The sequence below is a fragment of the Streptomyces sp. S4.7 genome (genome assembly GCF_010384365.1).
GTDB lineage: Bacteria > Actinomycetota > Actinomycetes > Streptomycetales > Streptomycetaceae > Streptomyces.
Genome location: NZ_CP048397.1, coordinates 6,998,805 through 7,025,368 on the forward strand (window position 1 = coordinate 6,998,805; position 26,564 = coordinate 7,025,368).

The window sequence follows — 26,564 nt, forward strand, 5'->3', positions numbered from 1 at the left end:
CGTCCGGTCCGCTTGTGGTCGCCATCACGACTTCCCGAACTCGTCGCTGATCAGGTCGAAGAGCTCTTCCGCGGTCACCGCGTCGAGATCCTGGTGTGAACTGTCTTCATCCGTCTGGTCCGGGCCGTCCCCCCACTTGGAGAGCAGGACTTGCAGCCGGCCCGCGACCCTCCGCCGGCCGCTGTCCGCCAGGGCGAGGGACCTCAGGGCGTCGTCGAGCCTCTCCAGCTCCGCCAGGAGCGTCGCCTCGGTGACGGTGTCCTCCTCGGTGATCTCGGTGAGGAGGTACTGGGAGAGAGCGAGAGGGGTGGGGTAGTCGTAGAGCAGAGTGGCCGACACATTCAGCCCGGTTGCCGCGTTGACGGCGTTGCGGAGCTTGATGCTGCCCAGCGAGTCCAGGCCCACTTCGCGGAATGCCTTGTCGCCCTCGACGAGATCGGCCGAGCCGTGGCCGAGCACCGTCGCGAGGCGGGACTGCACCAACTCAAGTACAACCTGCTCGCGTTCGGCCTTCGAACCCGCGCCCTGGAGCTTGTCCCGGAGAGCGGTGGCGGCCAGCGCGCCATCGGCTGCCACCTGATCGGCTGCCTGCCATACCGCCCGTACCTCCGGGAACTCGCCGAGCAGCGGGTCCCGGCGGGCGGCGTCGGCTGCGGAGGCGGCGACGAGCTGCCAGTCGATGTCCGCGACGACCAGCCGCGTCTCGTCCCGGTCGAGAGCCTCCTGCAGCGCCGCGATCGCGACGTCGGGGGCCAGCGGCCGTACGCCGGTGTCGCGTATGTTGCGGTCGACCGCCTCGTCGGCGGCCATGCCATCGCCACTCCAAGGGCCCCAGGCGATCGAGGTCGTGGGCAGCCCGGCTGCGCGCCGGTACTCGCTGAAGGCATCCAAGTGGGCATTGGCGGCTGCGTAGTTGGCCTGCCCCATGCTGCCCAGGACCCCGGCGATCGAGGAGAAGAGGACGAAGGCCGACAGGTCGAGGTCCTTGGTCAGTTCGTGCAGATTCAGCACGGCGTCCGTCTTCGGCCGCAGCACGCGCTTGAGGCGCTCCGGGGTGAGTGCGTCGAGCACGCCGTCGTCCAGCAGCCCTGCTGTGTGTACGACAGCGGTCAGCGGCTGCTCCGTGGGCACGGCCGCCAGTACGGAGGCGAGCTCGCCCCGGTCGGCCACGTCACAGGCCGCGATGGTGACCGTGGCGCCCAACTCCGCCAGTTCCGCGCGAAGTTGCCCGGCTCCCGGAGCGGACTCGCCCCTGCGGCTGGTGAGGAGGAGGTGCGCCGCTCCCTTGCCGGCCAGCCACCGGGCGACGTGCGCGCCCAGCGCACCGGTTCCGCCCGTGACCAGTACGGTGCCGGCCGGGCGCCAGTCGCGGCGCGGCGGCCGGCCGCCCGACGCGGTCCGCAGCCGACACCCGAAGACGCCGCCGGGCCGGATCGCGACCTGGTCCTCGCCACCATTCCCGGCCAGCGTGGCGGCCAGCAGCCCACCACTGCGCTCGTCGAGCTTGCCGACGACATCCACCAGTCCGCCCCAGCGGTCGGGGTGTTCTGCCGCGGCTACCCTCCCCAGACCCCAGACATGAGCCTGGGCGGGGTGTGTGACGGGGGCCGAGACCCCGGTGGAGACAGCGCCGCTGGTCAGACTCCACATCGGTGCCTGCAACCCGGCGTCGCCGAGAGCCTGGATCAGCGCGGCGGTGGCGGACAACGGTACGTAACCGGTCGCGTCCGTGCCGGTGAGCGCGAGCAGGGACAGAACACCGGCCGGGGGGTGTTCGTCGCCAGGCAGATTGCCGAGCGCCTTGACGAAGTCGGCGCGATCGACGGAGGGGCCGTCCGTCTTCAGCTCCACGACCTCGGCACCGGCGCGGCGCAGGGCCGCGGTGCACCAGGCGGTCCAGTCCGCAGAGGATCCGGCTTCTCCGTGTTCCCCGGCTTCTCCGGCATCCTCGGCGGAGACGACGAGCCATCGACCGGAGAGCGCGGCGGAGGACGGGGTGTTGACCGGTGTCCAGCTCAGTTGGTAGCGGGAGTTGCTCACCGCGGAACGCTCCGCGTGCTGCTTGCGCCACGAAGACAACATCGGGAGCACGGGCGAGAGCGCCGTCATCGTCGCCTCGGCCGAGTCCGCGTCGCCCGGGAGCCGGAGTGCGGTGGCCAGGGCGTCGAGATCACCCTGCTCGATCGCCTGCCAGAACCGCGCTTCCTCGGCGCTACCGACCTGCCCCGAACCGCTGTTGTTCGTCGGTGCGTTGAGCCAGTAGTGGTGGTGTTGGAAGGCGTAGGTGGGGAGGGTGGGGTGGTGGTGGGTGGGGTGGGTGGTGGTGGGCCAGGTGAGGGGGGTGTGGTGGGTGTGGAGTGTGGCGAGTGCGGTGTGGAGGGTGTGGTGGTGGGGGTGTTTGGGGTGGAGGGTGCCGATGGCGGTGGCGTCGGGGAGGGTTTGGGTGGTGAGGGTGGTGAGGGTGGTGTCGGGTCCGAGTTCGAGGTAGGTGGTGGTGCCGGTGGTGTCGAGATGGTGGGTGATGTCGGTGTAGTTGACGCTGTGGCGGAGCTGTTCGGTCCAGTAGTCGGGTGAGACGGCCTGTTCGGGGGTGAGGGGCTGTCCGGTGCGGTTGGAGATGACGGGCAGCGCGGGAGCCTGCGGGTTGAGGGTGCTGAGGGTGGTGCGGAAGGTGTCGAGGACGGGGTCCATGTGGGCGGAGTGGAAGGCGTGGCTGACGTTCAGCGCACGGGTCCGGATGCCCGCCTCGGCCGCGCGTGCGGTGAGGGTCTCGATGTCGGAGACGGTGCCGGAGACGACGGTGTTGGTGGGGGAGTTGCGGGCGGCGATCTCCAGGGTGGTGCCCTCAAGAAGAGGGGTGATGTGGTCGGGGGTGGTGTGGAGGGTGAGCATGGTGCCCTGCCCGGCGGGCAGCTCCCCCATCAGCCGGGCACGCGTCGCGACCAGAACGGCGGCGTCGGCGAGGGTGAACACGCCCGCCGCGTGGGCGGCGGTGAGTTCACCGATGGAGTGCCCGGCGAGCGCGTCGGGGCGCACCCCGTAGGACTCCACGAGCCGGTAGAGGGCTGTCTCCAGGGCGAAGAGGGCGGGCTGGGTGTGGGTGGTGTGGTGCAGGAGGTCCGCCTCCGGGGTGCCGGGCCCGGCGAACATCACGCTGAGCAGCGGCACCGGAAGGTGCGGGTCCAGGGCTGCGCACGCCTCGTCGAGGGCGTCACGGAAGGCGGGGTGGGTGGTGTAGAGGCCGTGTCCCATCCCGGGGTACTGGGAGCCCTGGCCGGTGAACAGCACAGCGAGCTTCCCGGCCTGGTACCGCCCGGTCACCCCGTGCGGCGTCGGGGTCCCTGCGGCGATGCCGGCCAGCGCGTCCAGCAGCTGCCCGCGTCCGGTGCCGAAGACGACCGCACGGTGATCGAGCGTGGCACGGGTATGTCCCAGTGCGTCGGCGACGGCGGGGAGATCGGCGTCGGGGTGGTCCTCCAGCCACGCGTGCAGCCGCAAGGCCTGGGCACGCAACGCATCAGCCGTATGACCCGACACCGGCCACACCACCACACCCGCAGTCTCTTCCAAGTCCGTTGCGGCATCGACGGGTTCGACGGCCGGGGCCTGCTCAAGAACCACGTGCGCGTTCGTGCCACTGATCCCGAACGAGGACACACCGGCCCGCCTCGGCCGGTCCTCCCCGACCGTCCACGGGGTGTTCTCCCTCAGGAGTTCAACCGCCCCCGCCGACCAGTCCACGTGCGGCGTCGGCTCGTCCACGTGCAGCGTCCGCGGGAGCACACCCTCCCGCATCGCCATCACCATCTTGATCACACCGCCCACACCGGCAGCCGCCTGCGTGTGACCGATGTTCGACTTCAGCGACCCCAGCCACAGCGGAGCGTCCTCCGGCCGCCCCTCCCCGTACGTCGCAAGGATGGCCTGCGCCTCGATCGGGTCACCCAGCGTCGTACCCGTCCCGTGCGCCTCCACCGCCTGGACATCCGCCGCCGACAGACCCGAGTTCGCCAGCGCCTGACGGATCACCCGCTCCTGCGACGGCCCGTTCGGAGCCGTCAGACCGTTCGACGCACCGTCCTGGTTGACCGCCGAACCCTTCACCACCGCGAGCACCTCGTGCCCGTTGCGCACGGCGTCCGACAACCGCTCCACCAGCAGCAGCCCCACACCCTCCGACCAGCCCGTACCGTCCGCACCGGCCGCGAACGGCTTGCACCGGCCGTCCGGCGCCAGACCGCGCTGTTGGCTGAACTCCACGAACATGCTCGGACTCGCCATCACCGTCACACCGCCGGCCAGCGCCAGCGACGACTCGCCACTGCGCAGCGACTGGCACGCCAGATGCAAAGCCACCAGCGACGACGAACACGCCGTGTCCACCGTCACCGCCGGACCCTCAAGCCCGAACGCGTACGACACCCGGCCCGACGCGATGCTCGGCGCACTGCCGTTTCCGATCTGACCTTCGAACCCCTCGGGCGTGTCAGGCAGGAGCCGGGCGGCGTAGTCGCTGTACATGACTCCCGCGAAGACTCCGGTCTGGCTGCCGCGCAGCGACCGCGGATCGATACCGGCCCGCTCGAAGGTCTCCCACGCCGTTTCCAGCAGCAGCCGCTGCTGGGGGTCCGTCGCCAGGGCCTCCTGTGGGCTCATGCCGAAGAGCGAGGGGTCGAACTGGCCGGCGTCGTGCAGGAAACCGCCCTCACGCACGTACGAACTGCCGCGCGTGCCGGGAACGGGATCGTAGAGCGAGTCGAGGTCCCAGCCGCGGTTGTCCGGGAAGTCGCTGATGGCGTCCCGGCCTCCCTGGAGAAGTTCCCACAGGTCGTCGGGTGTCGTGACTCCGCCGGGGTAGCGGCAGGCCATCCCGACGACGGCGATCGGCTCCGTGTCCTGGAGCTGTGTGTGGGCCGAGGGCCGGACGGTCGCCGTCTCCGCGAACCGGGTGCTCAGGTACGCGGCCAGCGCCTGCTGCGTCGGATAGTCGAAGACGAGCGTGGACGAGAGCTGGAGGCCGGTCGCGGCACCGAGCTGGTTGCGGAGTTCCACCGCGGTGAGCGAGTCGAAGCCGAGCTCGCTGAACGTCCGCCCGGGGTCGAGCTGTTGGGAGTCCACGTGCCCCAGTACGGCGGCCACCAGGGTCGTGACCAGTTCCGTGAGGCGGGTAAGACGGGCCTCGGGCGGCAGTTCGGCCAGCCCTTGCCCCCCTGCGCCGGACGCGGAGCCGGACGGGCGGCCCGCAACGGCCATGGTGACGGCGCGCCGCTTGCGGACGAGCCCGTGCAGCAGCGGCTGCGCGGAGTCCATGGCCAGCGGCAGTAGGTGGGCGGGCGCCGCCTGGGCGAGTGCGGCGTCGAAGAGTTCGAGCGCGCGCTCGACACTGAGCGGAACGGCACCGTTGCGCGCGAGCCGGGCGCGGTCCCGTTCGTCGAGGTGGCCCGTCATGCCGGCGTCCTGGGCCAGGAAGCCCCAGGCGAGGGAGAGACCGGGCAGACCGTGGTGCCGCCGATGGGCGGCCAGTGCGTCGAGGAAGGTGTTGGCGGCGGCGTAGTTGCCCTGCCCGGCGGTACCCAGCGTCGCGGCGCCCGCCGACACCAGGATGAACGCGTCGAGTTCCAGGTCCCGGGTGAGTTCGTGCAGGTGCCACGCGGCGTCGGCCTTGGGGCGCTGTACCCCGCGCAACTGCTCCGGCGTGAGCTGGGCGAGCGTGCCGTCGTCCAGGACACCGGCGGCATGGACGACCGCCGACAGCGGCCGGTCGGCGGGGATCGCGGAGACGAGCGCGGCGAGGCCGTCGCGGTCGGCGGCGTCGCAGGCGGCGACCACGACTTCGGCGCCGAGCCCGGTCAGCTCCTGGCGCAGTGCGGTGGCCGGCTCGGTGTCCGGCCCGGACCTGCTTACGAGGAGCAGATGACGTACGCCGTGGGCGCTCACCAGGTGCCTGGCGATACGGGCGCCGAAGGCGCCGGTGCCGCCCGTGATCAGAACGGTGCCGTCGGGCCGGAACGTCGTGGCCGAGGCCGTCCGGCTCGCAGTCGCGGACTCCTGTGTTGGAGCGCCGGCGTCGTGGCGTACGAGCCGGGGGACCAGCGTCGCCCCCGCCCTGAGCGCGAGCTGTGGCTCCTGCCGGGCGACCGCCGTCGTCACGGCTGAGGGCAGGGCCGCCAGCGACGCCGGGTCGTCGTCCACGTCGACCAACAGGAAGCGGTGCGGATGCTCGCTCTGGGCGCTGCGGAGCAGGCCCCACAACGGTGCGTGGACGAGATCGATGTCGTTCTCCGGAGTGACGGAGACCGCGCCACGGGTCACCACCACGAGGGGCGCCCCGGAGGCCGAGTCGTCCGACAGCCAATCCCGGACCACGCGCAGGGTGTGCGCTGTGGCGGTGAACACCCGCTCGGGCAGCGGGAGTTCGAGGTCGCGGGGCGGCAGCGCGGCGAACACGGACGTGTTGGACCCGACTGCGTTGAACTCGCCGGTGTCCGGACCCGCGGCGAAGATCCGCAGATCGGACACCACCGTCTCTGTTGTCTCCTCGACAGGACTCATCTCTGTCCAGTCGAGGACGAACAGGTGACCGTCACGGTCCGAGCCGGCCGAAGTGTTGAGCTGCTTGGCGTCGACGGAGCGCAACGTCAACACGTCGATTGCCAGGAGAGGTTGGCCGGTCGCGTCGGAGAGTGTGACCGTCGCCGTCGTCTCGCTCGTGGGTGTCAGCCGTACCCGCGCGGCGGTCGCACCGGTCGCGTACAGGCGGATACCGGACCAGGAGTAGGGCAGTTTGACCTCGTCGCCGCTGTGCCCGCTCGTCCTGGCGTCCAGCGCGAGGGTGTGCAGCGCGGCGTCGAGGAGCGCCGGGTGGACGCCGAACCCGTTGACGTCGACGTCAGAGGCGAGTTCCACCTCCGCGTAGACGTGACCGTCGGCCTGCCACGCAGCGCGCAGTCCTTGGAACGCGGGGCCGTAGGCGTAACCCTGAGCGGCGAAGTCCGCGTAGAGAGCGCCCACGTCCACCGTTGCCGCCCCGTGCGGGGGCCAGGCTTCCAGACCGGTGGCGGGAGCGTCCGATCGCTCTTCCGCCGGCGCCAGCAGACCGGTGGCATGGGCCGTCCAAGGGCTCTCGAACCCTTCCGGACGGGAGTGGATCGTCACGATCCGCTCCCCGGACGCCCCCTCTTGCGCGACGGTGACCTGCAACTGGACGCTGCCCTGCTCGGGTACGGCGAGCGGAGTGGCCAGCGTGAGATCCGTGAGCCGGTCGCATCCCAGGTGCAGTCCCGCGTGCAGGGCGAGGTCCACGAACGCGGTGCCGGGCAGCAGCGCCCGGTTCGCGATGGTGTGGTCGGCGAGCCACGGGTGTGTGCGCAGGCTGAGGGAGCTGGTGAAGACGGCCGAGTCACCCTGCGCGAGGTCGACGGTTGCGCCGAGGAGTGGGTGGTCGGTGGTGGCCAGCCCTGCGGAGGTGAGGTCCCGGATGGCTGGGGTGTCGTTGAGCCAGTAGTGGTGGTGTTGGAAGGCGTAGGTGGGGAGGGTGGGGTGGTGGTGGGTGGGGTGGGTGGTGGTGGGCCAGGTGAGGGGGGTGTGGTGGGTGTGGAGTGTGGCGAGTGCGGTGTGGAGGGTGTGGTGGTGGGGGTGTTTGGGGTGGAGGGTGCCGATGGCGGTGGCGTCGGGGAGGGTTTGGGTGGTGAGGGTGGTGAGGGTGGTGTCGGGTCCGAGTTCGAGGTAGGTGGTGGTGCCGGTGGTGTCGAGATGGTGGGTGATGTCGGTGTAGTTGACGCTGTGGCGGAGCTGTTCGGTCCAGTAGTCGGGTGAGAGGGCCTGTTCGGGGGTGAGGGGCTGTCCGGTGCGGTTGGAGATGACGGGCAGTGTGGGTGGCTGCGGGTTGAGGGTGCTGAGGGTGGTGCGGAAGGTGTCGAGGACGGGGTCCATGTGGGCGGAGTGGAAGGCGTGGCTGACGTTCAGCGCACGGGTCCGGATCCCCGCCTCGGCCGCACGGGCCGTAAGAGTCTCGATGTCGGAGACGGTGCCGGAGACGACGGTGTTGGTGGGCGAGTTGCGGGCGGCGATCTCCAGGGTGGTGCCGTCGAGGAGGGGGGTGATGTGGTCGGGGGTGGTGTGGAGGGTGAGCATGGTGCCCTGCCCGGCGGGCAGCTCCCCCATCAGCCGGGCACGCGTCGCGACCAGAACGGCGGCGTCGGTGAGGGTGAACACGCCCGCCGCGTGGGCGGCGGTGAGTTCGCCGATGGAGTGCCCGGCGAGCGCGTCGGGGCGCACCCCGTAGGACTCCACGAGCCGGTAGAGGGCTGTCTCCAGGGCGAAGAGGGCGGGCTGGGTGTGGGTGGTGTGGTGCAGGAGGTCCGCCTCCGGGGTGCCGGGCCCGGCGAACATCACGCTGAGCAGCGGCACCGGAAGGTGCGGGTCCAGGGCTGCGCACGCCTCGTCGAGGGCGTCACGGAAGACGGGGTGGGTGGTGTAGAGGCCGTGTCCCATCCCGGGGTACTGGGAGCCCTGGCCGGTGAACAGCACAGCGAGCTTCCCGGCCTGGTACCGCCCGGTCACCCCGTGCGGGGTCGGGGTCCCGGCGGCGATACCGGACAGCGCGTCCAGCAGCTGCCCGCGTCCGGTGCCGAAGACGACCGCACGGTGATCGAGAGTCGCACGCGTCCCCGCAAGAGCATCCGCGACCGCCGGAAGATCGGCGTCGGGGTGATCCTCCAGCCACGCATGCAGCCGCAAGGCCTGGGCACGCAACGCATCAGCCGTATGACCCGACACCGGCCACACCACCACACCCGAAGACCCGGACTCGCTGGGCTCTGTCTCCCCCTCAACGGGTGCGATCGCGGGCGCCTGCTCAAGAACCACGTGCACGTTCGTGCCACTGATCCCGAACGAGGACACACCGGCCCGCCTCGGCCGGTCCTCCCCGACCGTCCACGGGGTGTTCTCTGTCAGGAGTTCAACCGCCCCCGCCGACCAGTCCACGTGCGGCGTCGGCTCGTCCACGTGCAGCGTCCGCGGGAGCACACCCTCCCGCATCGCCATCACCATCTTGATGATGCCTGCGACACCGGCAGCCGCCTGCGTGTGCCCGATGTTCGACTTGACTGCCCCGAGCCACAGAGGCGTGCCGTCCGATCGGTCCTGCCCATAGGTGGCCAGCAGTGCCTGGGCTTCGATCGGGTCACCCAGCATGGTGCCCGTGCCATGGGCTTCGACCGCGTCCACATCGGCCCCCGACAGACCCGAGTTGGCCAGCGCCTGACGGATCACCCGCTCCTGCGAAGGCCCGTTGGGCGCGGTAAGGCCGTTCGACGCGCCGTCCTGGTTGACCGCCGAACCCTTCACCACCGCGAGCACCTGGTGCCCGTTGCGTACGGCGTCCGACAGACGTTCCACCAGCAGCAGCCCCACACCCTCCGACCAGCCGGTGCCGTCGGCACCGGCGGCGAACGGCTTGCAGCGGCCGTCCGGCGCCAGACCGCGCTGCCGGCTGAACTCCACGAAGAGATCAGGGCTTGCCATCAGCGAGACGCCGCCCGCGAGGGCTATGGTCGACTCGCCGCTGCGCAGCGACTGGCACGCCAGATGCAAAGCCACCAGCGACGACGAACACGCCGTGTCCACCGTCACCGCCGGACCCTCAAGCCCGAACGCGTACGACACCCGACCCGACGCGACACTCGGCGCCGTACCGATACGGCGGTACCCCTCGAACTCGTCGGGTACGGAAGAGAGACGGGACAGGTAGTCGTGGTTCACCACACCGGTGAAGACGCCGGTGCCGGTACCGCGGAGGGATGTGGGGTCGATGCCCGCACGCTCGAAGGCTTCCCAGGCGGTCTCCAGCAGTAGCCGCTGCTGCGGGTCCGTTGCGAGGGCCTCCCGCGGACTCATGTGGAACAGGTCGGCGTCGAATTCGGCGGCATCGTGGAGGAAGGCGCCGTGACGCACGTACGACGTGCCGGGGTGATCCGGGTCCGTGTCGTAGAGCCGTTCCACGTCCCAGCCGCGATTGGTGGGGAAGTCGCCGACCGCGTCCCGCTCGTCGCGGAGGAGCTGCCACAGGTCCTCCGGGGACCGCACGTCGCCGGGAAACCGGCATGCCATCCCCACGATGGCGATGGGCTCGTCCTCGGCCGTTCGCACCGCGGCGACCGACCGGCGTGGGGCGGCGGTGGTCTGCAACAGCAATCCACGCAGGTGGTCGGCGAGTTCTTGCGGCGTCGGGTAGTCGAACACCACGGTCGTCGGCAGTGCGCTGCCGATGGCCCTGGCGAGGCTGTTGCGCAGCTCGACCGCCGTCAACGAACCGATTCCCAGTTCACGGAACGGCCGGTGAGGAAGGAGAGACGTACCGTCCGAATGGCCAAGTGCGACTGCCGCGTGGGAGACGACGAGAGTGACCAGCCGTTCACGCTGCTCAGACTCCGGCAGAGCGCGGAGTTCCTCGGCGAAACCGCCCATGGTGACGGTGGACCGGGCCGCTGTGGTGCGTCGTGGCCGGATGAGCTTGCGGAGGACGGGGGAGGCGGTGTCGGGGTCGATGGTGGTGGTGTTGATGGCGGTGGGGATGAGGTGGGGGTGGGTGGTGGCGGTGTCGAGGAGGGTGAGGGCTTGTTGGGTGGTGAGGGGGGTGATTCCGGTGCGGGTGAGGCGGTTGATGTCGTTGGTGGTCATGTGGGCGGTCATGCCGCTGGGTTGTGCCCAGTAGCCCCAGGCGAGTGAGGTGGTGGGTTGTCCGTTGTGGTGGCGGTGGTGGGCGAGGGCGTCGAGGAAGGTGTTGGCGGTGGCGTAGTTGGCTTGTCCGGTGGCGCCGAGGGTGGCGGCGGCGGAGGAGAAGAGGATGAACGCGTCGAGGTTGTGGTCGGCTGTGAGTTGGTGGAGGTTCCAGGCGGCGTCGACCTTGGGGGCGAGTACGGTGGTGAGCTGTTGGGGGGTGAGGTTGTCGATGGTGGCGTCGTCGAGGACGCCTGCGGTGTGGATGACGGCGGTGAGGGGGTGTTCGGCGGGGATGGTGTCCAGCAGTGCGGTGAGCTGTTGCCGGTCGGCGGCGTCGCACGCGGTGATGCGGATGTCTGCGCCGAGCGCGGTCAGTTCTTGGTGGAGTTCGTGTGCGCCTTCGGCGTCGGGGCCGGTCCTGCTGGTGAGGAGGAGGTGGCGGGCGCCGTGTGTGGTGACGAGGTGGCGTGCTGTGAGTGCGCCGAGGGTGCCGGTGCCGCCGGTGATGAGGGTGGTGCCGTGGGGGTTGAGGGTGAGGGTGTTGCCGGGTGTGGGGGTGTGGCGGGCGAGGCGGGGGACGAGTGTGTCCCCGTTGCGGAGGGCGAGTTGGGGTTCGCCGGCGGTAGTGGCGGCGTGGACGGCGCCGGGGAGGTGCTTGTTGCTGTCGGGGTGGTTGTCGGTGTCGATGAGGGTGATGCGGTGGGGGTGTTCGTTCTGGGCGCTGCGGATGAGGCCCCAGAGGGGTGCGTGGGTGAGGTCCGTTATGTTCTCGCCGGGGTGGGTGGTGACGGCGTGGTGGGTGAGGACGATGAGGTGGCGGTCGGTGTTGGCGGGGTTGGTGAGCCAGTCCTGGAGGTGCTGGAGGGTCTGGGCGGCGGCGTGGTGGACCTGCTGGGGGAGGGGCAGGTCGGGGTCGGCCGGATCGAGTTCGAGGTGGGTGATCGACTCGGGTGGGGCGGTGGCGGGTGTTCCGGCGGTGAGGATCGTCCAGGATTGGTGGTCGCCGGGGTTGCTGTCGGCGTCACTCGCCAGGGCGGTCGCGGTCCACTCGACCGCGAACAGCCGGTTGTGGGTGCTGGTGCCGGCCGCCGCCAACTGCGCCGTCTCCACGGGACGTAGAGCCACGCTCTCGATCTTGGCCACCGGCTGCCCGACCGCATCAGCGACGAGCACACGGGCCGAGCCAGGACCGGACCGCCCGAGGTGCACACGCAGGGTGGTGGCGCCCGTGGCGTAGAGGCTGATGTCCCGCCACAGGGCGGGCAGTTGCGGTTCGTTGGCGTCCGACGGTGACGTGTCAATGCCGAGGGTGTGGAGTGCGGCGTCGAGGAGTGCGGGGTGGATGCCGTAGCCGGTGACGTCGGTGTCGGGGTCGAGTTCGATCTCGGCGTAGAGGTCGTCGCCGTCGCGCCAGGCCGCGGTGAGCCCCTGGAAGGCAGGGCCGTACTCATTGCCGCGTGCGACGAGCTCGGTGTAGACATCGGCCGGCGCCACGGGCCGGGCGTCCGCGGGCGGCCAGGCGGTGAGATCGGCCTCCGCTGCCGGAACCGCTGCGGACAGGGTGCCGGTGGCGTGCAGAACCCAGGCGGCGTCCAACTCCTGTCGTACGTGAACCGTGACGCGCAGGTCGTCGGAGTCGGGCAGAGGCGCCGTCATTACTTGGAGCTGGAGCGTGGCCTGTTCGGGGATGACCAGAGGCTTGTGCATTTCCAGCTCGGTCAGCCGGGGGTGGTTCGTGTGGTGTCCGGCATGGAGTGCGAGGTCGACGTAGGCCGTTGCGGGGAGAACGGTGATTCCGGTGACAGTGTGATCGCTGAGCCAAGGATGAGTGCGCTGATTTAGCGTGCCGGTGAAGACAGTGGCGTGGGTGGTGCTGTCGGCGAGCTGTACCGCCGCGCCGAGGAGTGGGTGGTTGGTGTGTTGGAGTCCGAGGGTGGTGGGGTCGCTGCCGCCGCCGGTAGGTGTGTTGAGCCAGTAGTGCTGGTGTTGGAAGGCGTAGGTGGGGAGGGTGGTGGGTTGGGTGGTGGGGGTGGGCCAGGTGGTGGGTGTGTTGTGGGTGTGGAGGGTGGCTTGGGCGAGGCGGAACTGGGTGGGTCCGTGCTGGTGGCGTCGGAGGGTTCCGGTGACGGTCAGCGGCGTGTCGTTGCCGTTGYCCGTCTCGGGGTTTTCGTTTGTTTGGTTGATGGGGGTGGTGAGGGTGGGGTGGGGGCTTGTTTCGATGTAGGTGGTGTGGCCGGTGTTGTTGAGGTGGGTGAGGGCGGTGTGGAAGTGGACGGGTTGGCGGAGGTTGTCGTACCAGTAGGTGCTGTTGAGGGTGGTGGTGTCGGTGGGAGTCTGGGCAGGGTGGGTGGTGGAGTGGAACGGGATGCTCGCGGCCCGCGGGGTGATGTCCGCGAGGACTGTGAGGAGGTGTTCTTCGAGGGCTTCGACGTGGGGGCTGTGGGAGGCGTAGTCGACGGGCAGCAGCCGTGTTTGAACACCGTTGGTGGTGCAGTGGTCGAGGTAGGTGTAGATGTCCTCGGTGGTGCCGGAGATGACGGTGTGGGTGGGGGAGTTGATGACGGCGACCGAGAGGCTGTCGTATCCGGCGATCTGTTCGGTGACCTGTTCGTGCGGCAGGGTGACCGAGGCCATGGTGCCGCGCCCGGTCAGGGAGGTCAGGGCCTTGCTCCGCAAGGCGACGATCTTCGCCGCGTCCTCCAGGCTCAGCGCCCCGGCGATGTGGGCCGCGGCGATCTCACCCTGCGAGTGACCGATGACCGCGTCCGCGCTGGTCCCGTGGTGCTCCCACAGCCGGGCGAGGGAGACCATGACCGCGAACAACGCGGGCTGGACGACGTCGACACGCTCCAGCAGTCCCCCGGCCGGATCGGTCAGGACATCCCGCAGCGACCAGTCGACGTACGGGGCCAGGGCTTTCGCGCACGCGTCGATGGACTGGGCGTAGACGGGCTCGGTCGTCAGGAGGTCGGCGGTCATCAGGGGCCACTGGGCCCCCTGGCCGGGGAAGACGAACACCGTCTTGCCCTGCGGTCGCGTCACCCCGCTCACGACATGCGCACTGGGAGCACCCTCGCCCAGGGCCGCCAGCCCCTCCATCAGCTCCCCACGGTCAGCGGCAACCACCGCACCCCTGTGAGACAGAGCAGTACGAGTCGTGGTCAGAGCATGCGCCACCTGCTCAGGTGTGACCTCCGGATGCGCGGAAAGATGCGCGTGCAGCCGGGAAGCCTGCGCGGCCAGCGCGTCCGATGTGTGACCGGACACCGGCCACACCACCACACCGGAAGAAGACCCGGATGCGTCATCCGTCTCCGTGGTCTCGACCGGTTCGGCCGCCGGGGCCTGTTCCAGGATCACGTGCGCGTTCGTACCGCTGATGCCGAATGCCGAGACACCCGCCCGCCTCGGCCTGCCCTCACCCTCGGGCCAGGGAGTGTTCTCCCCCAGCAGCCGAACGGTCTCCGACGACCAGTCGATGTGTGACGACGGCTCGTCCGCATGCAGAGTGCGGGGAAGTACGCCCTCCCGCATCGCCAGCACCATCTTGATCACACCGGCGACACCGGCAGCCGCCTGCGTGTGACCAAGGTTCGACTTCAGCGATCCGAGCCACAGCGGAGCATTCTCCGGCCGGTCCTTGCCGTACGTCGCGAGCAGCGCCTGGGCCTCGATCGGGTCACCCAGCGTCGTACCCGTCCCGTGCGCCTCCACCGCGTCCACGTCCGCCACCGACAGACCGGCGTTCGCCAGCGCCTGACGGATCACCCGCTGCTGCGAAGGTCCGTTGGGCGCGGACAGCCCGTTCGACGCACCGTCCTGGTTGACCGCCGAACCCCGCACCACCGCCAGGATCTCGTGCCCGTTGCGTACGGCGTCCGACAGCCGCTCCACGAGCACGACTCCCGCGCCCTCCGCGAGTCCGGTGCCGTCCGCTCCGTCGGAGAACGCCTTGCACCGGCCGTCCGGTGCCAGACCACCCTGGTAGTCGAAGTCGACCAGCATGCCGGGCGTGGCCATGAGGGTGACGCCGCCGGCCAGCGCGAGGTCGCACTCGCTCTGCCGCAGAGACTGGCACGCGAGATGCAGCGCCGTCAGCGACGACGAGCACGCCGTGTCCACCGTCACCGCCGGACCCTCCAGTCCCAGGGTGAAGGCGACACGGCCCGAGATGACGCTCGGCAGGCTGCCGGTCATCAGATGGCCCTGGACGCCCTCGGCCGGCTCACTGAGCCGGGGGCCGTAGTCCTGGTGGGTGGCACCGATGAACACACCCGTACGCCCGCCGCGCAGTGAGCGCGGTTCGATGCGGGCGTGCTCCACCGCTTCCCAGGCGATCTCCAGGATGACCCGCTGCTGGGGGTCCATTGCCAGCGCCTCGCGCGGCGAGATGTTGAAGAACTCGGCGTCGAATCCCGCGATGTCGTCGAGGAACGCCCCCTGCGGTTCGCGGCCTTCGGGACGCAGTGTCTCGGACTCGCCCACGGCGCGTTCCAGGTCCCAGCCGCGGTCGGTGGGGAACGTGGAGACGGTGTCGACACCGTCGGCCAGGACGCGCCACAGGTCCTCGGGGGAGGCGACACCGCCGGGGAAGCGGCACGCCACGCCGACGATGGCGATGGGTTCCTGCTCTCCCGACACGGCGGCGTCGAGTCGCTGCCGCGTGCGGCGGAGGTCGGCTGTGACGCGCTTCAGGTAGTCGCGAAGTTTGTCCTCGGTGCTGATACTCATCCGCTACCGTCCGCCCTTTCACAGCGTTGGCGGGCCCGATTTCGAGCCGCACAGGAAATCGGCCTGCGCCGCCTGCGTAGTTCGGGCGAGGAGCGGCAAGTGACGGTGAACGGGGTCCCGGTACGCAGGAGGGCGCTTCTTGATCCGTACAAGCGGCTTGACGCTAAGCACGCCGACTAAAGCGGACCTAAGAGTCCGTTCCGTCCGCCGAGCCCTGCTCCGGGCGGGCTTCCACCGCTCTTAGCTGGGCTTTAGCGGTCATGGACAAGGTGAGGCCGGGTAGGGTGCGCGCCGCAGGTGCGACGCATGCGAATGAATTCGTCCGACGCACACAGGAAGTCCTCCACCATGACCAGCACCTCCACGTCCGTGCCCCTTCCTCAGCGATTGCTCGCCATCTGGCGTGACGTCCTGGATACACACCAGGTGGGTAGCGACGGACTCACCATTGACGCGGATCTGCCCGACCTGGGGACGCGTTCGATCCTGATCATCGAGATCGCGATGCGTATTCAGCGTGAGATCGGTGTCGACGTACCGCTGGAAACGTTCATCGAGACGCGGACGATTGACCAACTCGCCAAATCCATCATGGAGATGGACCCGGAGGCGGACTCCCGATGACCGATGTCTCCGTCGAGACACCTGGCACGAACACGAACGGCGATGCGAGCGCCGACGGGAACGAGAACCCCGACGCGACCACGGACGCGAACCCGGACGCGAACGCCGACGTGACGGCGATCGGCCCGCTCACCGAGCTGGCGGACGACGACCTCGAACTGCTCCTGCTCATCCGGCACTTCGAGCGCAAACTGCTCGACCTCTTCGGGCAGGGCGAGCTGAACGGCACCACCCACACCTGTCTGGGACAGGAGTACGTGCCGGTCTCGCTGCGTCCCCTGCTGGAGGATCGCGACTTCGTCTTCAGCAACCACCGGGGGCACGGCCACTACCTCTCCCGATTCCGCGACCCGGCCGGTCTGCTGGCAGAGATCATGGGCCGTGAGGGGGCCGTGTGTTCCGGTGTCGGCGGCAGCCAGCACATCCTGCGTGACCGCTATCTCTCCACCGGCGTGCAGGGTCAGAGCCTCCCGGTGGCCGTCGGCGCGGGACTGCACCAGCTGCGGACCGACCCGGGCTCGCTCGTCTGCGCGTTCATCGGTGACGGCACATGGGGCGAGGGCGCGGTGTACGAGGCGCTGAACATGGCCCAGCTCTGGCGGGTGCCGCTGCTGGTGGCGGTGGAGCACAACGGCATCGCCCAGTCGACCCCGGCCGAGGCGAACATGGCCGGCACCATCGAGGGCCGGGCCGCCGCCTTCGGAATCCGGTACCAGCGGGTCGCCTCGCTGGACGTGAACGCCGTCCGTGCCGGCCTGGCGCCACTGGTGCGAGAGGTGCGGGAGCAACGCAGCCCGCTGGTGGTCGAGTTCGTCACGCATCGGATCGGACCGCACAGCAAGGGGGACGACACCCGGACGCGCGAGCAACTGGCGCACGCCCGGGAGCACGACTGGTACCGGCTCTACGGTGCCGCCTTCCCGGAGCACTTCGAGAGCTGGGACGGCAAGGTCAGGGCCGAGGTGGACGAGATCGCGCGGGACGTCGCCGGACGGCCGCCCGCGGTGTGGAGTGGCTCATGCGCGTAGCCGAGAACCTCAACCAGTCGCTCCACAGCCTGCTGGAGGCGGAGCCCCGGGCGTATGTCCTCGGGGAGGACATCGCCGATCCGTACGGGGGCGCGTTCAAGGTCACCAAGGGCCTGAGCGACAGCTTCCCGGGCCGCGTCCTCACCACGCCCATCAGTGAGTCGGGGATCGTCGGCGCGGGCGCGGGACTGGCACTCGCGGGTGACGTGGCGATCGTCGAGATCATGTTCGGTGACTTCGTCGCGCTCGCCTTCGACCAGATCGTCAACTTCGCGAGCAAATCCGTGTCGATGTACGGCCGCCGGGTGCCGATGCCGCTGGTGGCACGCTGCCCGATGGGCGGCAGGCGCGGCTACGGGGCGACCCACAGCCAGAGCCTCCAGAAACACTTCATCGGCGCGCCCGGTCTGTCGCTCTACGAACTGTCTCCGTTCCGCGATTCCTACGAGCTGCTGTCGGAGATCGTGGAGCGGGAAGAGCCGGCGATGCTCTTCGAGGACAAGGTGCTCTACACGAGCCAGATGTTCACCGACGGCGTCGTGGACGACCTGCTCTCCTTCGACCGGCATCCTCAAGCGCCGGACGTGGCAAGGGTGTTCGTCGATGATCCCGACCGTTACGACGTCGTGCTGATCGCGGCGGGCGGCATGGCGCACCGGGCCTGCGAGGCGGTGCGAGACCTGCTGGTCGAGGAGGAGATCACGGCGCTGCTGCTGGTGCCCACCCGCCTCTACCCCTTCGCGGCGGAGCCGCTGCTCGGCACGCTGGGCGCGGCCGATGTGATCTGTGTGGCCGAGGAGGGCACGGCCGGCGGCACCTGGGGCGCGGAGGTGGCGCAGCAGTTGCACCAGCGGATGTGGGGCACGCTGCGCCGTCCGGTACGGCTCGTCCACTCCGCGGACAGCGTCATTCCGAGCGCCGCCCACCTGGAGGAGCGCGTTCTGGTGAGCGGAGACACGATTAGGCAAGCGGTTGTGGAGGCCCTGCGTGACTGAGATCCGTGTGCCCAAGCTCAACAACAACGACACCGAGTACACACTCGTCGAGTGGCTGGTCGATGACGGCAAGCCGATCGCCGAGGGCGATCCGGTGGCCTTGGTGGAGACCTCGAAGGCGGCGGAGGAGCTGGAGTCCGCGGCCGAGGGTGTTCTGCGTCAGTCGCTGGCGGCCGGGGCGGTCTGTGCTCCCGGTGATGTCATCGGGCATGTACTCGCCCCCGGTGAGACCGTGGAGGCGGCCCCCGTCGCTCCTGTCGCGTCCGCCGCTCCGGTTCCGGGGGCCGAGTCGTCTCCCGCCGGCGTGACGATCACCAAGCCGGCACGGGTGTTGATGTCGGAGTGGGGGATCGGCGAGGAGCAGGTCCTGGGGTGGGGGCTGAAGGTCGTCAGGCGGACGGATGTCGAACGCCTCGCCGGGCCGCCGCCGGCCGGAACGACGGAGACGGTGGGGGAAGCGGAGACGGTGGGGGAGACGGAGACGAAGCCCGCTTCCCCGGCTCCCGCTTCTCCGGCCCTCGCTTCCCCGGCTCGAACTGCCCCGACCCCTGCTTCCCCGGCTCCCGCTGCCCTGACTCCGACCGCGCCCACGCACTCCGCGAAGGGCACCGTTCCGACGCTGTCGCAGGCGCTGCCGTCCGTTCAACAGGCTGTCGGACGCAGCGTTCTGACGTCACATCAGACGATTCCCGCGGCGTACACCGTGGTCAAGGTGGATGTCACCGGGGCGCAGACCCTGGCGGCGCAGGAGGGCAAGCGGCTCCGGCGACTGGTGGGTCTGCCGGAGCTGCTGCTGTCGGCGGTGGCCCGCTCGTACCGTGCCTTCCCGCTGTGCTTCGCCCGCCTGGCCGACGCCCGCACGGCCGAACTCGCCGACGCCGCCCATGTGGGTGTCACGATGGACGTCGGCCAGGGACTGTTCGTGCCGGTGGTGGAGCGTGCGTCGGACCTGGCGTTCGAGGAGATCGTCGAGGCGGTGTCGGGCTTCCGGCGCACCGTCATGTCGGGCACGTTCCGGGAGTCGGAGCTCTCGGGCGGCAACATCACGGTCACCCTGCACAACGACCTCGATGTGGTGGCGGCAGTGCCGTTCGTCTTCCCCGGACAGGCGTGCGCGCTCGCCCTCGCGGGCCCCCAGCAGGAGTTGTTCCTGGACTCCGACGGGGCGGTGACGGCGCGGACGGTGGTCAACGTGGGCCTCGCCTACGACCACCGGCTCCTCAACGGCCGGGACGCCGTGCTGTTCCTCCAGCGCGTCAAGGCGCTGCTTCAGTCGCCGGAGAAGCTGCTCGGCGAGGCGTGACACGGCGTGAAGCGACCGGCTGCGGTCCGCCCCGATGTCAGGGGGACCGCAGCCGCGCGTCCGGACCGTAGCCGAGCGCTCCGTACCCGGGCGGTTGGTAGTCCGGTGTGAAGGCTTCCAGCCTGCTCTTGAGCTCGGTGAGTACGTCGGCCGCTTCGGCGCTGTCGACGATGCGGTGGTCGACAGCCAGGCTCAGCCGCATCATGGGCGCCACCGTCACCACGCCCCCGCGGACGACCGCGCGGTCCACGACCCGGCCCACGCCGACGGTGACGGCGGTGCCGCCGACGAAGTGGAAACTGTCCACGGCGCGGTGACCGAGAGAGGTGATGGCGACCGTGCCGATCAGCTCCGGGCGGTGCCGCAGCGAGCGGGTCCTCAGCTTGAACAGCGCCCGGCCCAGGGGGGTCGGCAGCCGGTGAAGGGCACGTATACGCGCGTACTCCGGCATGGTGTCGGGATCGCCGCCCCGGAAGTGGTTCACCTGTTCCTGGATGGTGTCGAGCGAGGCGTCGTCCAGGGACGGTATGACAGTGGAGAGGACGACCCGCCTGCCGTTCAGCGAGGAGTCGAGGGTGAGCTTCCCGCTGACCATCGAGTACCGGGCGACGCGGGGACGCATCCGGCCGCGGATCGCGGCGTTGACCTCTGGATGGTTGCTGAGGACCCGGCCGACGGCGTGCATGACGTAGGCGACCACGGAGTAGGCCTTCGGAGCCTCGCGTGCGCTGACTCGGTGCTGCTGGACCCTGCTCATGTCGACCTCGGTGTCGAGGAAGGCCGCCGCCGCGGCGCGGTTCTCCTCGCAGAGGTAGAGAGTGTGGCGGCGCTCGGGGTGGAACGCGGTCGCGCTCATCGCCGCGCCACTGTCCTGTGCGTGCCCGCCGGGGCGCCGGTCTCCGGCCGGTCCCGCTCGGGGACGCTGCGCCCGGCGCGTTTGTCGGGCGCGGTGGCCGCCGGGCCGGGGCTGTCGCGGGTCAGGGCGGTGAAGTCGTCGATGGCGTTCACGCAAGTTCCTCCGATGGTCGAATCGGATACTCGCGCCCGAAGCTAAAAAGCTTCTTAAATCATGGACGAGTCCCGCTGGACCGTTCGGAATCAGACGAGACAGAACTCGTGGCCCTCCGGATCCGCCATTTCCATATGGTCCGGCCTGCCCTGCGACTCGTGTTCGCGTATCACCGTCGCTCCCGCCGCCGTCAGCCGTTCGACCGCGGCGAGGACCCGTGGCCACCGTGTCTCCCAGGGGGTGTCCCGGCCGCCCCCGACCTGGATGTCCAGATGCAGCCGGTTCTTGACCACCTTCGACTCGGGGACCTTGAGGAAGGACAGGGCCGGGCCCACGCCGTCCGGATCAGCGAGATAGGCGCCGTCGTCCCACTCCTCCTCCGGAACCCCGAAGTGCCCGAACCACGCCTCCCAGGTGGGGAAACCGGTGGGCGGCGGCTTCTCGGCATACCCCAGGGCGAGTGCCCAGAACTCCGCCAGCTTCGCGGGGTGCGCGCAGTCGATCGTCAGACTCCACTTGGTGGCCACCATGCCTCCTCGGTCGTGTGTGCGAACCGTATCGGGCAGCACTGACAGTGCGGCCGCACGCCGTGGAGCCGGTGCGGCGGGAGAGTAGGGGTTGATCGGCACGGACGCTTGCCCAATTCTTGTCGAATGCGCTACTTGCGGGCACGCCGAGTTCGGAGCGATTACCGATGACCTATGAGATACGTGGTGCGTCGCCGCCTTCGGCCGCCACCGTACCTTCCCTCGTGGAGCCCGCCCCTTTCCCGGCGAGGCCCGGACGGCTCGTCGCGACGAGCGATCTGCACATCCGTTACCCCGAGAACCGGAAGATCGCCGATTCCCTGCGGCCCGAGTCGGAGCACGACTGGCTGCTCGTGGCCGGTGACATCGGCGAGCTGGTGTCCGACATCGAATGGACCCTGCGCACGCTCAGCGAGCGGTTCGCGAAGGTCATCTGGGTCCCCGGCAACCACGAGCTGTGGACCGCGCCCGACGACCCGGTCAAGCTCCGGGGTGACGCCAAATACCGTCATCTCGTCGAGCTCTGCCGGGAGATGGGCGTCGTCACGCCGGAGGATCCCTACCCCGTCTGGGAGGGCGAGGGCGGCCCCGCCGTGATCGCACCGCTGTTCCTCCTGTACGACTACTCCTTCCGGCCCGCCGGAACGTACTCCAAGGAAGCGGCCCTCGCCGTGGCCGAGGCCGCCGGTGTCGTCTGCACCGACGAGTTCCTGCTCCACCCCGACCCGTATCCCACCAGGGAGGCGTGGTGCCGCGCCCGGCTCGCGGCCACCGAGCGCCGGCTCATGGAGATCCCGCCCGAGCTGCCCACCGTCCTGATCAACCACTGGCCGATCGTGCGCGAACCCACGAACGTGCTGTGGCGACCGGAGTTCGCGCTGTGGTGCGGTACGGAGGGCTCGGCCGACTGGCCGCGCCGATTCCGGGCCGCCTCGGTCGTGTACGGGCATCTGCACATACCCCGGCTCATGTGGTGCGACGGAGTGCCTCATCAGGAGGTCTCGCTGGGCTACCCGAGGGAGTGGGGACGGCGCGCGCAGGAGCCCGGCCGGCCCGTGCAGATACTGCCGCTGCCGGTGCGGGGCGAAGCGGGGGTGCCGAGGTGATCGAGCGCATCGTGCCCGCCGAGGCGGAGACGGCCGAGGCTTACGGAGACCTTCCCGAGGCCACGCTCTTCCCGGAGGAGGCGCTGCTGGTGAAGTCCGCCGTCGCGCAGCGCCGTGGCGAGTTCACCACCGCGCGGCACTGCGCGCGGCAGGCCCTGACGCGGCTGGGCGCCCCGGCGGGGGCGATCCTCACCGGCGAGCGCGGCGCGCCGCTGTGGCCTGAGGGTGTGGTCGGCAGCATCACGCACTGCGCGGGCTACCGCGCGGCCGTGGTGGCCCGCCCCGCGCACGTGGCCGCGATCGGTGTCGACGCGGAGCCGGCGCTGCCGCTGCCCGAAGGCGTCCTGGAGGCGGTGGCCCTGCCCGACGAGCAGATCGCGGTGAAGGAACTCCTGGTGACCGCGCCGGGCGTGGCCTGGGACCGGCTGCTGTTCAGTGCCAAGGAGTCGGTCTACAAGGCGTGGTTTCCGCTGACGAGGCGCTTCCTGGAGTTCGAGGAGGCCCGGCTCGTCTTCGACCCGGCGGGAGGGACGTTCACCGCGCACCTCCTCGCCGGGCCGGCGCGGGCCGGGGGCCGTACGCTGCACAGGTTCGAAGGACGCTGGCTGTCGGACGGCGGCATCGTGCTGACGTCCGTGACGGTCCCGGCCTAGGCGCGGCGCGGGGTGCCGGACGGTCCGCACAGGCGGTCCGTCCGGCACCCCGGACATTCAGACGCGGCACATTCGGCGCACGTCGCGCATGCCGTGCACGCGGCGCTCAGGCGATCGACGCCGACACGATCGCCGACACCGCGATGTTGCACGACGCCGTCACCCAGACCGCGGGGTGCGGCTCGGCCTCGACCAGCGTCGCGCCGAGCTTGCCCGGGGTCACCAGGTCCACGACCAGGAACGCCACGGCCATCATCACGAGGCCGAGCACCCCGAACGCGGCCGTGGACGCCAGGCCCTTGCCGAAGTCGTCGTACGTCGTCCAGATCGACGTGAAGACGATGCCGCCGATACCCAGGAGCGCCGAGCTGAGCAGGAGTGCGGCGTTGCGGTTCCGGTCCTCCCAGATCTGCTTCCCGAGCTTCCCCGGAGTCAGCACGTCGATGAGGACGATGCCGAGGATCAGAAGGACCACACCGAGCGCGCCGTAGGCGCCGGCCCGGCCAAGTCCGTTGACTATGTCGTTCATTGAGAAGCCCGTCTCCGCTGCTGAAGATGATCGTGGCAAAGGCGTCGCAAAATGTATCGCACGGGGCGTGAGCCGCGAGAGGGAGCCGGAAACCGCGGCCGAACCGCGCCCGGACCGTTGCCGGAAGCTCACCGGACGGGGCGGCGCACCCTCCTTACTACGATCGGTGCGACCGCCGTCGCGGCAGCCGCGCCGGCACGCGCGTCCGCCGCCGCCGGCGGCCCCGCGCCCGCCACCGAAAGGACCTCAGTCGTGCAAGCCGCCACCCCGGTCAGCTCCCCGGACACCCCGTCGGCCAGGACCGATCCGTACGACCGTCCCGTCGCCGAACTGCTCGCCCGGATGACCGACGAGGAGAAGCTCGGCCAGCTCCAGCAGCTCGCCTGGGCCGGCGCCACCGGCCCCGGCGGCACCCAGACCCGGGAGGCCGAAGAGGCGGCCCGCGCGGGCCTGTTGGGCTCCGTGCTGAACATCCACGGCGCCAGGGAGAGCAACGCGCTCCAGCGGATCGCCGTCGAGGAGTCCCGGCTCGGCATCCCGCTGATCTTCGGTCTCGACATCATCCACGGCTTCTGGACCACCTTCCCGATCCCTCTCGCCCAGGCGGCGAGCTTCGATCCCGCCGTGTCCGAGCTGGACGCGTCCGTCTCGGCGGCCGAGGCGCGGTCCAACGGCGTGCACTGGACGTTCGCGCCGATGATGGACGTCACCAGCGAGCCCCGCTGGGGCCGTATCGCCGAGTCCGGTGGTGAAGACCCCTATCTGAACGGCGTGTTGGCGGCTGCCAAGGTGCGCGGTTACCAGGGCGGCGACCTGAAGGCGAAGGACCGCATCGCCGCCTGCGCCAAGCACTACGTCGCGTACGGCGGGGCCGAGGGCGGCCGGGACTACAACACCGTCGACGTGTCCGAGGCGCGGCTGCGCAACCACTACCTGCCGCCGTTCAAGGCGGCCGTGGACGCCCAAGTGGCCACGGTGATGGCCGCGTTCAACACGATCAGCGGCGTACCCGCACACGGCAACGAGCACACGCTCACCCGGATCCTGAAGGAGGACTGGGGATTCGACGGCTTCGTCGTCAGCGACTGGTCCGGTGTCCAGGAGCTGATCCCGCACGGATTCGCCGCCGACGGCGAGGACGCGGCCCGGCTCGCCCTGGGCGCAGGTGTCGACATGGAGATGGTCAGCACCCATGTCGTGGACCACGGAAGGAAGTTGCTGAGCGAGGGGCGGATCGACGCCGGACGGCTCGACGACGCGGTCACCCGTGTCCTGCGCGTCAAGTTCCGGCTCGGGCTCTTCGACGACCCGTACGTCCCCGAGCAGGCCGAGATCGCCGGACCGACGCCCGAGGCCCGGTCGGCGGCCCGTACGGCCGCCGCGCGCTCCATGGTGCTGCTCAGGAACGAGGGCGGCGCGCTGCCGCTCGCGAAGACGGTCCGCTCCCTCGCCGTCGTCGGGCCGTTCGCCGACTCCGACGATCTCCAGGGCACGTGGGCGGGGCCCGGTGCGGAGAAGTTCCGGTCGGTCACGGTGCTCGACGCCGTACGGGCCACCCTCCCGGACGCCACCGTCACCCACGCCCTCGGCATCGACGCCGCCGGCCAGGACACCGGCACGATCCAGGACGCCGTCGGGGCGGCGCGGGCCGCCGATGCCACCGTCGTCGTCGTGGGGGAGAGCCCGGACATCAGCGGCGAGGCGAACTCGCGCAGCGACATCGGACTGCCGGGCAGACAGGAGGAGTTGATCGCGGCCGTCGCGGCCACCGGCAAGCCGTACGTGGTCGTCCTCGTGAACGGCCGTCCGCTCACCCTCGGCGACTGGGCCGACGACGCCCCGGCCGTGCTGGAGGCGTGGCACCCCGGTATGGAGGCCGGGAACGCGATCGCCGACGTGCTGTTCGGGGACGTCGACCCCGCAGGCCGGCTCCCGTCGTCCTTCCCCCGGACGGTCGGCCAGATCCCGGTCAACTACAACCACGAGCGGACCGGCCGCCCCTACGACCCGGCCGATCCGGACCAGCGCTACGTCTCCCGGTACCTGGATGTGCCGGACGGCCCGCGCTACCCGTTCGGCCACGGTCTGAGCTACACGACCTTCACCATCTCCGAGCCCACGCTCAGCCGCAGCTCCATCGGCGCGCGGGCCCTGCGCGAGGGCGACACGGTGGAGGTCGCCGTCACCGTACGCAACACGGGTGAGCGGGACGGGGACGAAGTCGTCCAGCTCTACCTCCACGACCCCGTCGCGAGCATCGTTCAGCCGGTCCGGCGGCTGCGCGGATTCAGCCGGGTGGGCGTCGCGGCCGGGAAGTCCACGACCGTGCGCTTCAGCCTCGGCGCGGCGGACTTCGGCTTCTGGACCAATGACCCGGACGGCCGGTTCGTGCTGGAGGAGGGCGCGGTCGACATCATCGTCGGCGCCGACTCGACAGCCACCGCCAAGGGCACGCTGACGATCGTCTGAGGACACGTGCCCGCGGCGTCGGGGGGAGTGCCGCCCGGAGGCCGTGGGCACACTCCCGCAGCGTGAGCTTGCCTCACGGAGGGACCCGCCGGATGATTTCGGCGGGCCCTCTCCCGCGCGGGGAGCGACCTGGAGAGCCCCCTGGGGAGCGCTCGCCCGACGACCACGACCAGGGAGACACCCGCCATGACAGAGACCGACATCCGTGACGACCGGGCGCGGGGCAGGTTCGAGGCGTACGAGGGTGACGAGCTCGTCGGCGTCATCGGCTACTTCGTGATGGCCGGAGCGCCCGCCGCGCTCGTGGCCGTCCACACCGTCGTGGAGAAGGGCCACGAGGGCAAGGGCATCGCGGGCGCGCTGGTGAAGGAGTTCTACGCGACGGCGGCCCGCGAGGGCGTGCCCGTCGTACCGCTGTGCCCGTACGCGGCCAGGTGGACGCGGCGGCACCCGGACGAGGCGGCCGTGGCTCCGGCCGCGTCCGAGGACACGGTGCGCGCGGCGGAGGCCCAGCTCAAGGCGGACTCCGGGCGCTGGTGAGGCCGGCGGGGGATCGAGGGGCCGCCCGGATCCCGGTGCACCGGGGCGACCATGAGTGGACCCGGCGCGCGTGGGCACGTGCATCGGGAGACATTGGGAAAGCACGAGTCCGTACTTTTGGAGGACTGGCATGACCCATCCGTATCCCGACCCCGTACCGCCCTCGCCGACCCCGCCGCCGGGGCCGCCCGGTCCCGAACCGGGTCCGGCGCCCGGACCGGTGCCGGGACCGGCGCCCGTCCCCGGGCCGCCTCCGGGCCCGTCACCGGACCCGATTCCCAGTCCGCCTGGCCCCGACCCGGTCCCTGACCCGGAACCGGCACCG

Annotated in this window: 13 protein-coding genes; 8 read left to right on the top strand and 5 right to left on the bottom strand. The window is 70.4% G+C overall.

What is annotated here, in order from left to right; translation table 11 throughout:
- Positions 1–24: 24 nt before the first annotated feature.
- Positions 25–15,456 (bottom strand): type I polyketide synthase, encoded by a 15,432-nt coding sequence (locus tag SSPS47_RS36090; RefSeq protein WP_164253765.1) that lies wholly within the window; start codon positions 15,454–15,456, stop codon positions 25–27.
- A gap of 348 nt (positions 15,457–15,804) precedes the next feature.
- Between SSPS47_RS36090 and SSPS47_RS30785 the strand changes: the two genes are divergently transcribed.
- Genes SSPS47_RS30785 through SSPS47_RS30800 form a run of 4 tightly spaced genes read left to right on the top strand, consistent with a single transcriptional unit; the run spans position 15,805 to position 19,406 of the window.
- Entirely contained in the window at positions 15,805–16,080 is a 276-nt protein-coding gene (locus SSPS47_RS30785; RefSeq protein WP_164253766.1) for a phosphopantetheine-binding protein, read from the top strand.
- Positions 16,077–17,108: a thiamine pyrophosphate-dependent dehydrogenase E1 component subunit alpha gene (locus tag SSPS47_RS30790; RefSeq protein ID WP_164253767.1), complete on the top strand. Its 1,032-nt coding sequence runs from the start codon at positions 16,077–16,079 to the stop codon at positions 17,106–17,108. The genes SSPS47_RS30785 and SSPS47_RS30790 overlap by 4 nt, the downstream gene beginning before the upstream one ends.
- Positions 17,099–18,103 carry a transketolase C-terminal domain-containing protein gene (locus SSPS47_RS30795; protein WP_164253768.1) on the top strand — a complete coding sequence of 335 codons (1,005 nt, stop codon included), beginning with the start codon at positions 17,099–17,101 and terminating at the stop codon, positions 18,101–18,103. Before SSPS47_RS30790 ends, SSPS47_RS30795 begins: the two co-directional genes overlap by 10 nt.
- On the top strand, positions 18,096–19,406 hold the full coding sequence (locus tag SSPS47_RS30800) for a 2-oxo acid dehydrogenase subunit E2 (RefSeq protein ID WP_164253769.1): 1,311 nt from the start codon (positions 18,096–18,098) through the stop codon (positions 19,404–19,406). The genes SSPS47_RS30795 and SSPS47_RS30800 overlap by 8 nt, the downstream gene beginning before the upstream one ends.
- A gap of 37 nt (positions 19,407–19,443) precedes the next feature.
- Here the strand turns inward: SSPS47_RS30800 and SSPS47_RS30805 are convergent, their stop codons facing one another.
- The 3 genes from SSPS47_RS30805 to SSPS47_RS30815 form a co-directional block, all read right to left on the bottom strand.
- Entirely contained in the window at positions 19,444–20,262 is an 819-nt protein-coding gene (locus SSPS47_RS30805) for a 2-oxo acid dehydrogenase subunit E2 (RefSeq protein WP_147877900.1), read from the bottom strand.
- Entirely contained in the window at positions 20,259–20,414 is a 156-nt protein-coding gene (locus tag SSPS47_RS30810; protein ID WP_164253770.1) for a hypothetical protein, read from the bottom strand. Before SSPS47_RS30810 ends, SSPS47_RS30805 begins: the two co-directional genes overlap by 4 nt.
- 90 nt (positions 20,415–20,504) lie before the next feature.
- Positions 20,505–20,942 (bottom strand): VOC family protein, encoded by a 438-nt coding sequence (locus SSPS47_RS30815; RefSeq protein WP_147877911.1) that lies wholly within the window; start codon positions 20,940–20,942, stop codon positions 20,505–20,507.
- Positions 20,943–21,109: 167 nt separating this feature from the next.
- On the opposite strand from SSPS47_RS30815, the gene SSPS47_RS30820 reads away from it, so the two are divergent.
- Together SSPS47_RS30820 and SSPS47_RS30825 are read left to right on the top strand one after the other, a co-directional pair.
- Entirely contained in the window at positions 21,110–22,048 is a 939-nt protein-coding gene (locus SSPS47_RS30820) for a metallophosphoesterase (protein ID WP_147877899.1), read from the top strand.
- Complete coding sequence (locus SSPS47_RS30825) at positions 22,045–22,701, top strand: 4'-phosphopantetheinyl transferase superfamily protein (RefSeq protein WP_147877898.1); 657 nt, start codon at positions 22,045–22,047, stop codon at positions 22,699–22,701. The genes SSPS47_RS30820 and SSPS47_RS30825 overlap by 4 nt, the downstream gene beginning before the upstream one ends.
- Positions 22,702–22,807: 106 nt before the next feature.
- Here SSPS47_RS30825 and SSPS47_RS30830 read toward each other — a convergent pair whose 3' ends face one another.
- Positions 22,808–23,230 (bottom strand): DUF350 domain-containing protein, encoded by a 423-nt coding sequence (locus tag SSPS47_RS30830; RefSeq protein ID WP_164253771.1) that lies wholly within the window; start codon positions 23,228–23,230, stop codon positions 22,808–22,810.
- A gap of 342 nt (positions 23,231–23,572) precedes the next feature.
- Here SSPS47_RS30830 and bglX point away from each other — a divergent pair, with 342 nt between their 5' ends.
- The gene (bglX, locus tag SSPS47_RS30835) at positions 23,573–25,699 is read left to right on the top strand and encodes a beta-glucosidase BglX (protein ID WP_239065358.1); all 2,127 of its coding nucleotides are present in this window, start codon (positions 23,573–23,575) and stop codon (positions 25,697–25,699) included.
- A gap of 186 nt (positions 25,700–25,885) precedes the next feature.
- Positions 25,886–26,239 carry a GNAT family N-acetyltransferase gene (locus SSPS47_RS30840; RefSeq protein ID WP_164253773.1) on the top strand — a complete coding sequence of 118 codons (354 nt, stop codon included), beginning with the start codon at positions 25,886–25,888 and terminating at the stop codon, positions 26,237–26,239.
- Positions 26,240–26,564 lie beyond the last annotated feature (325 nt).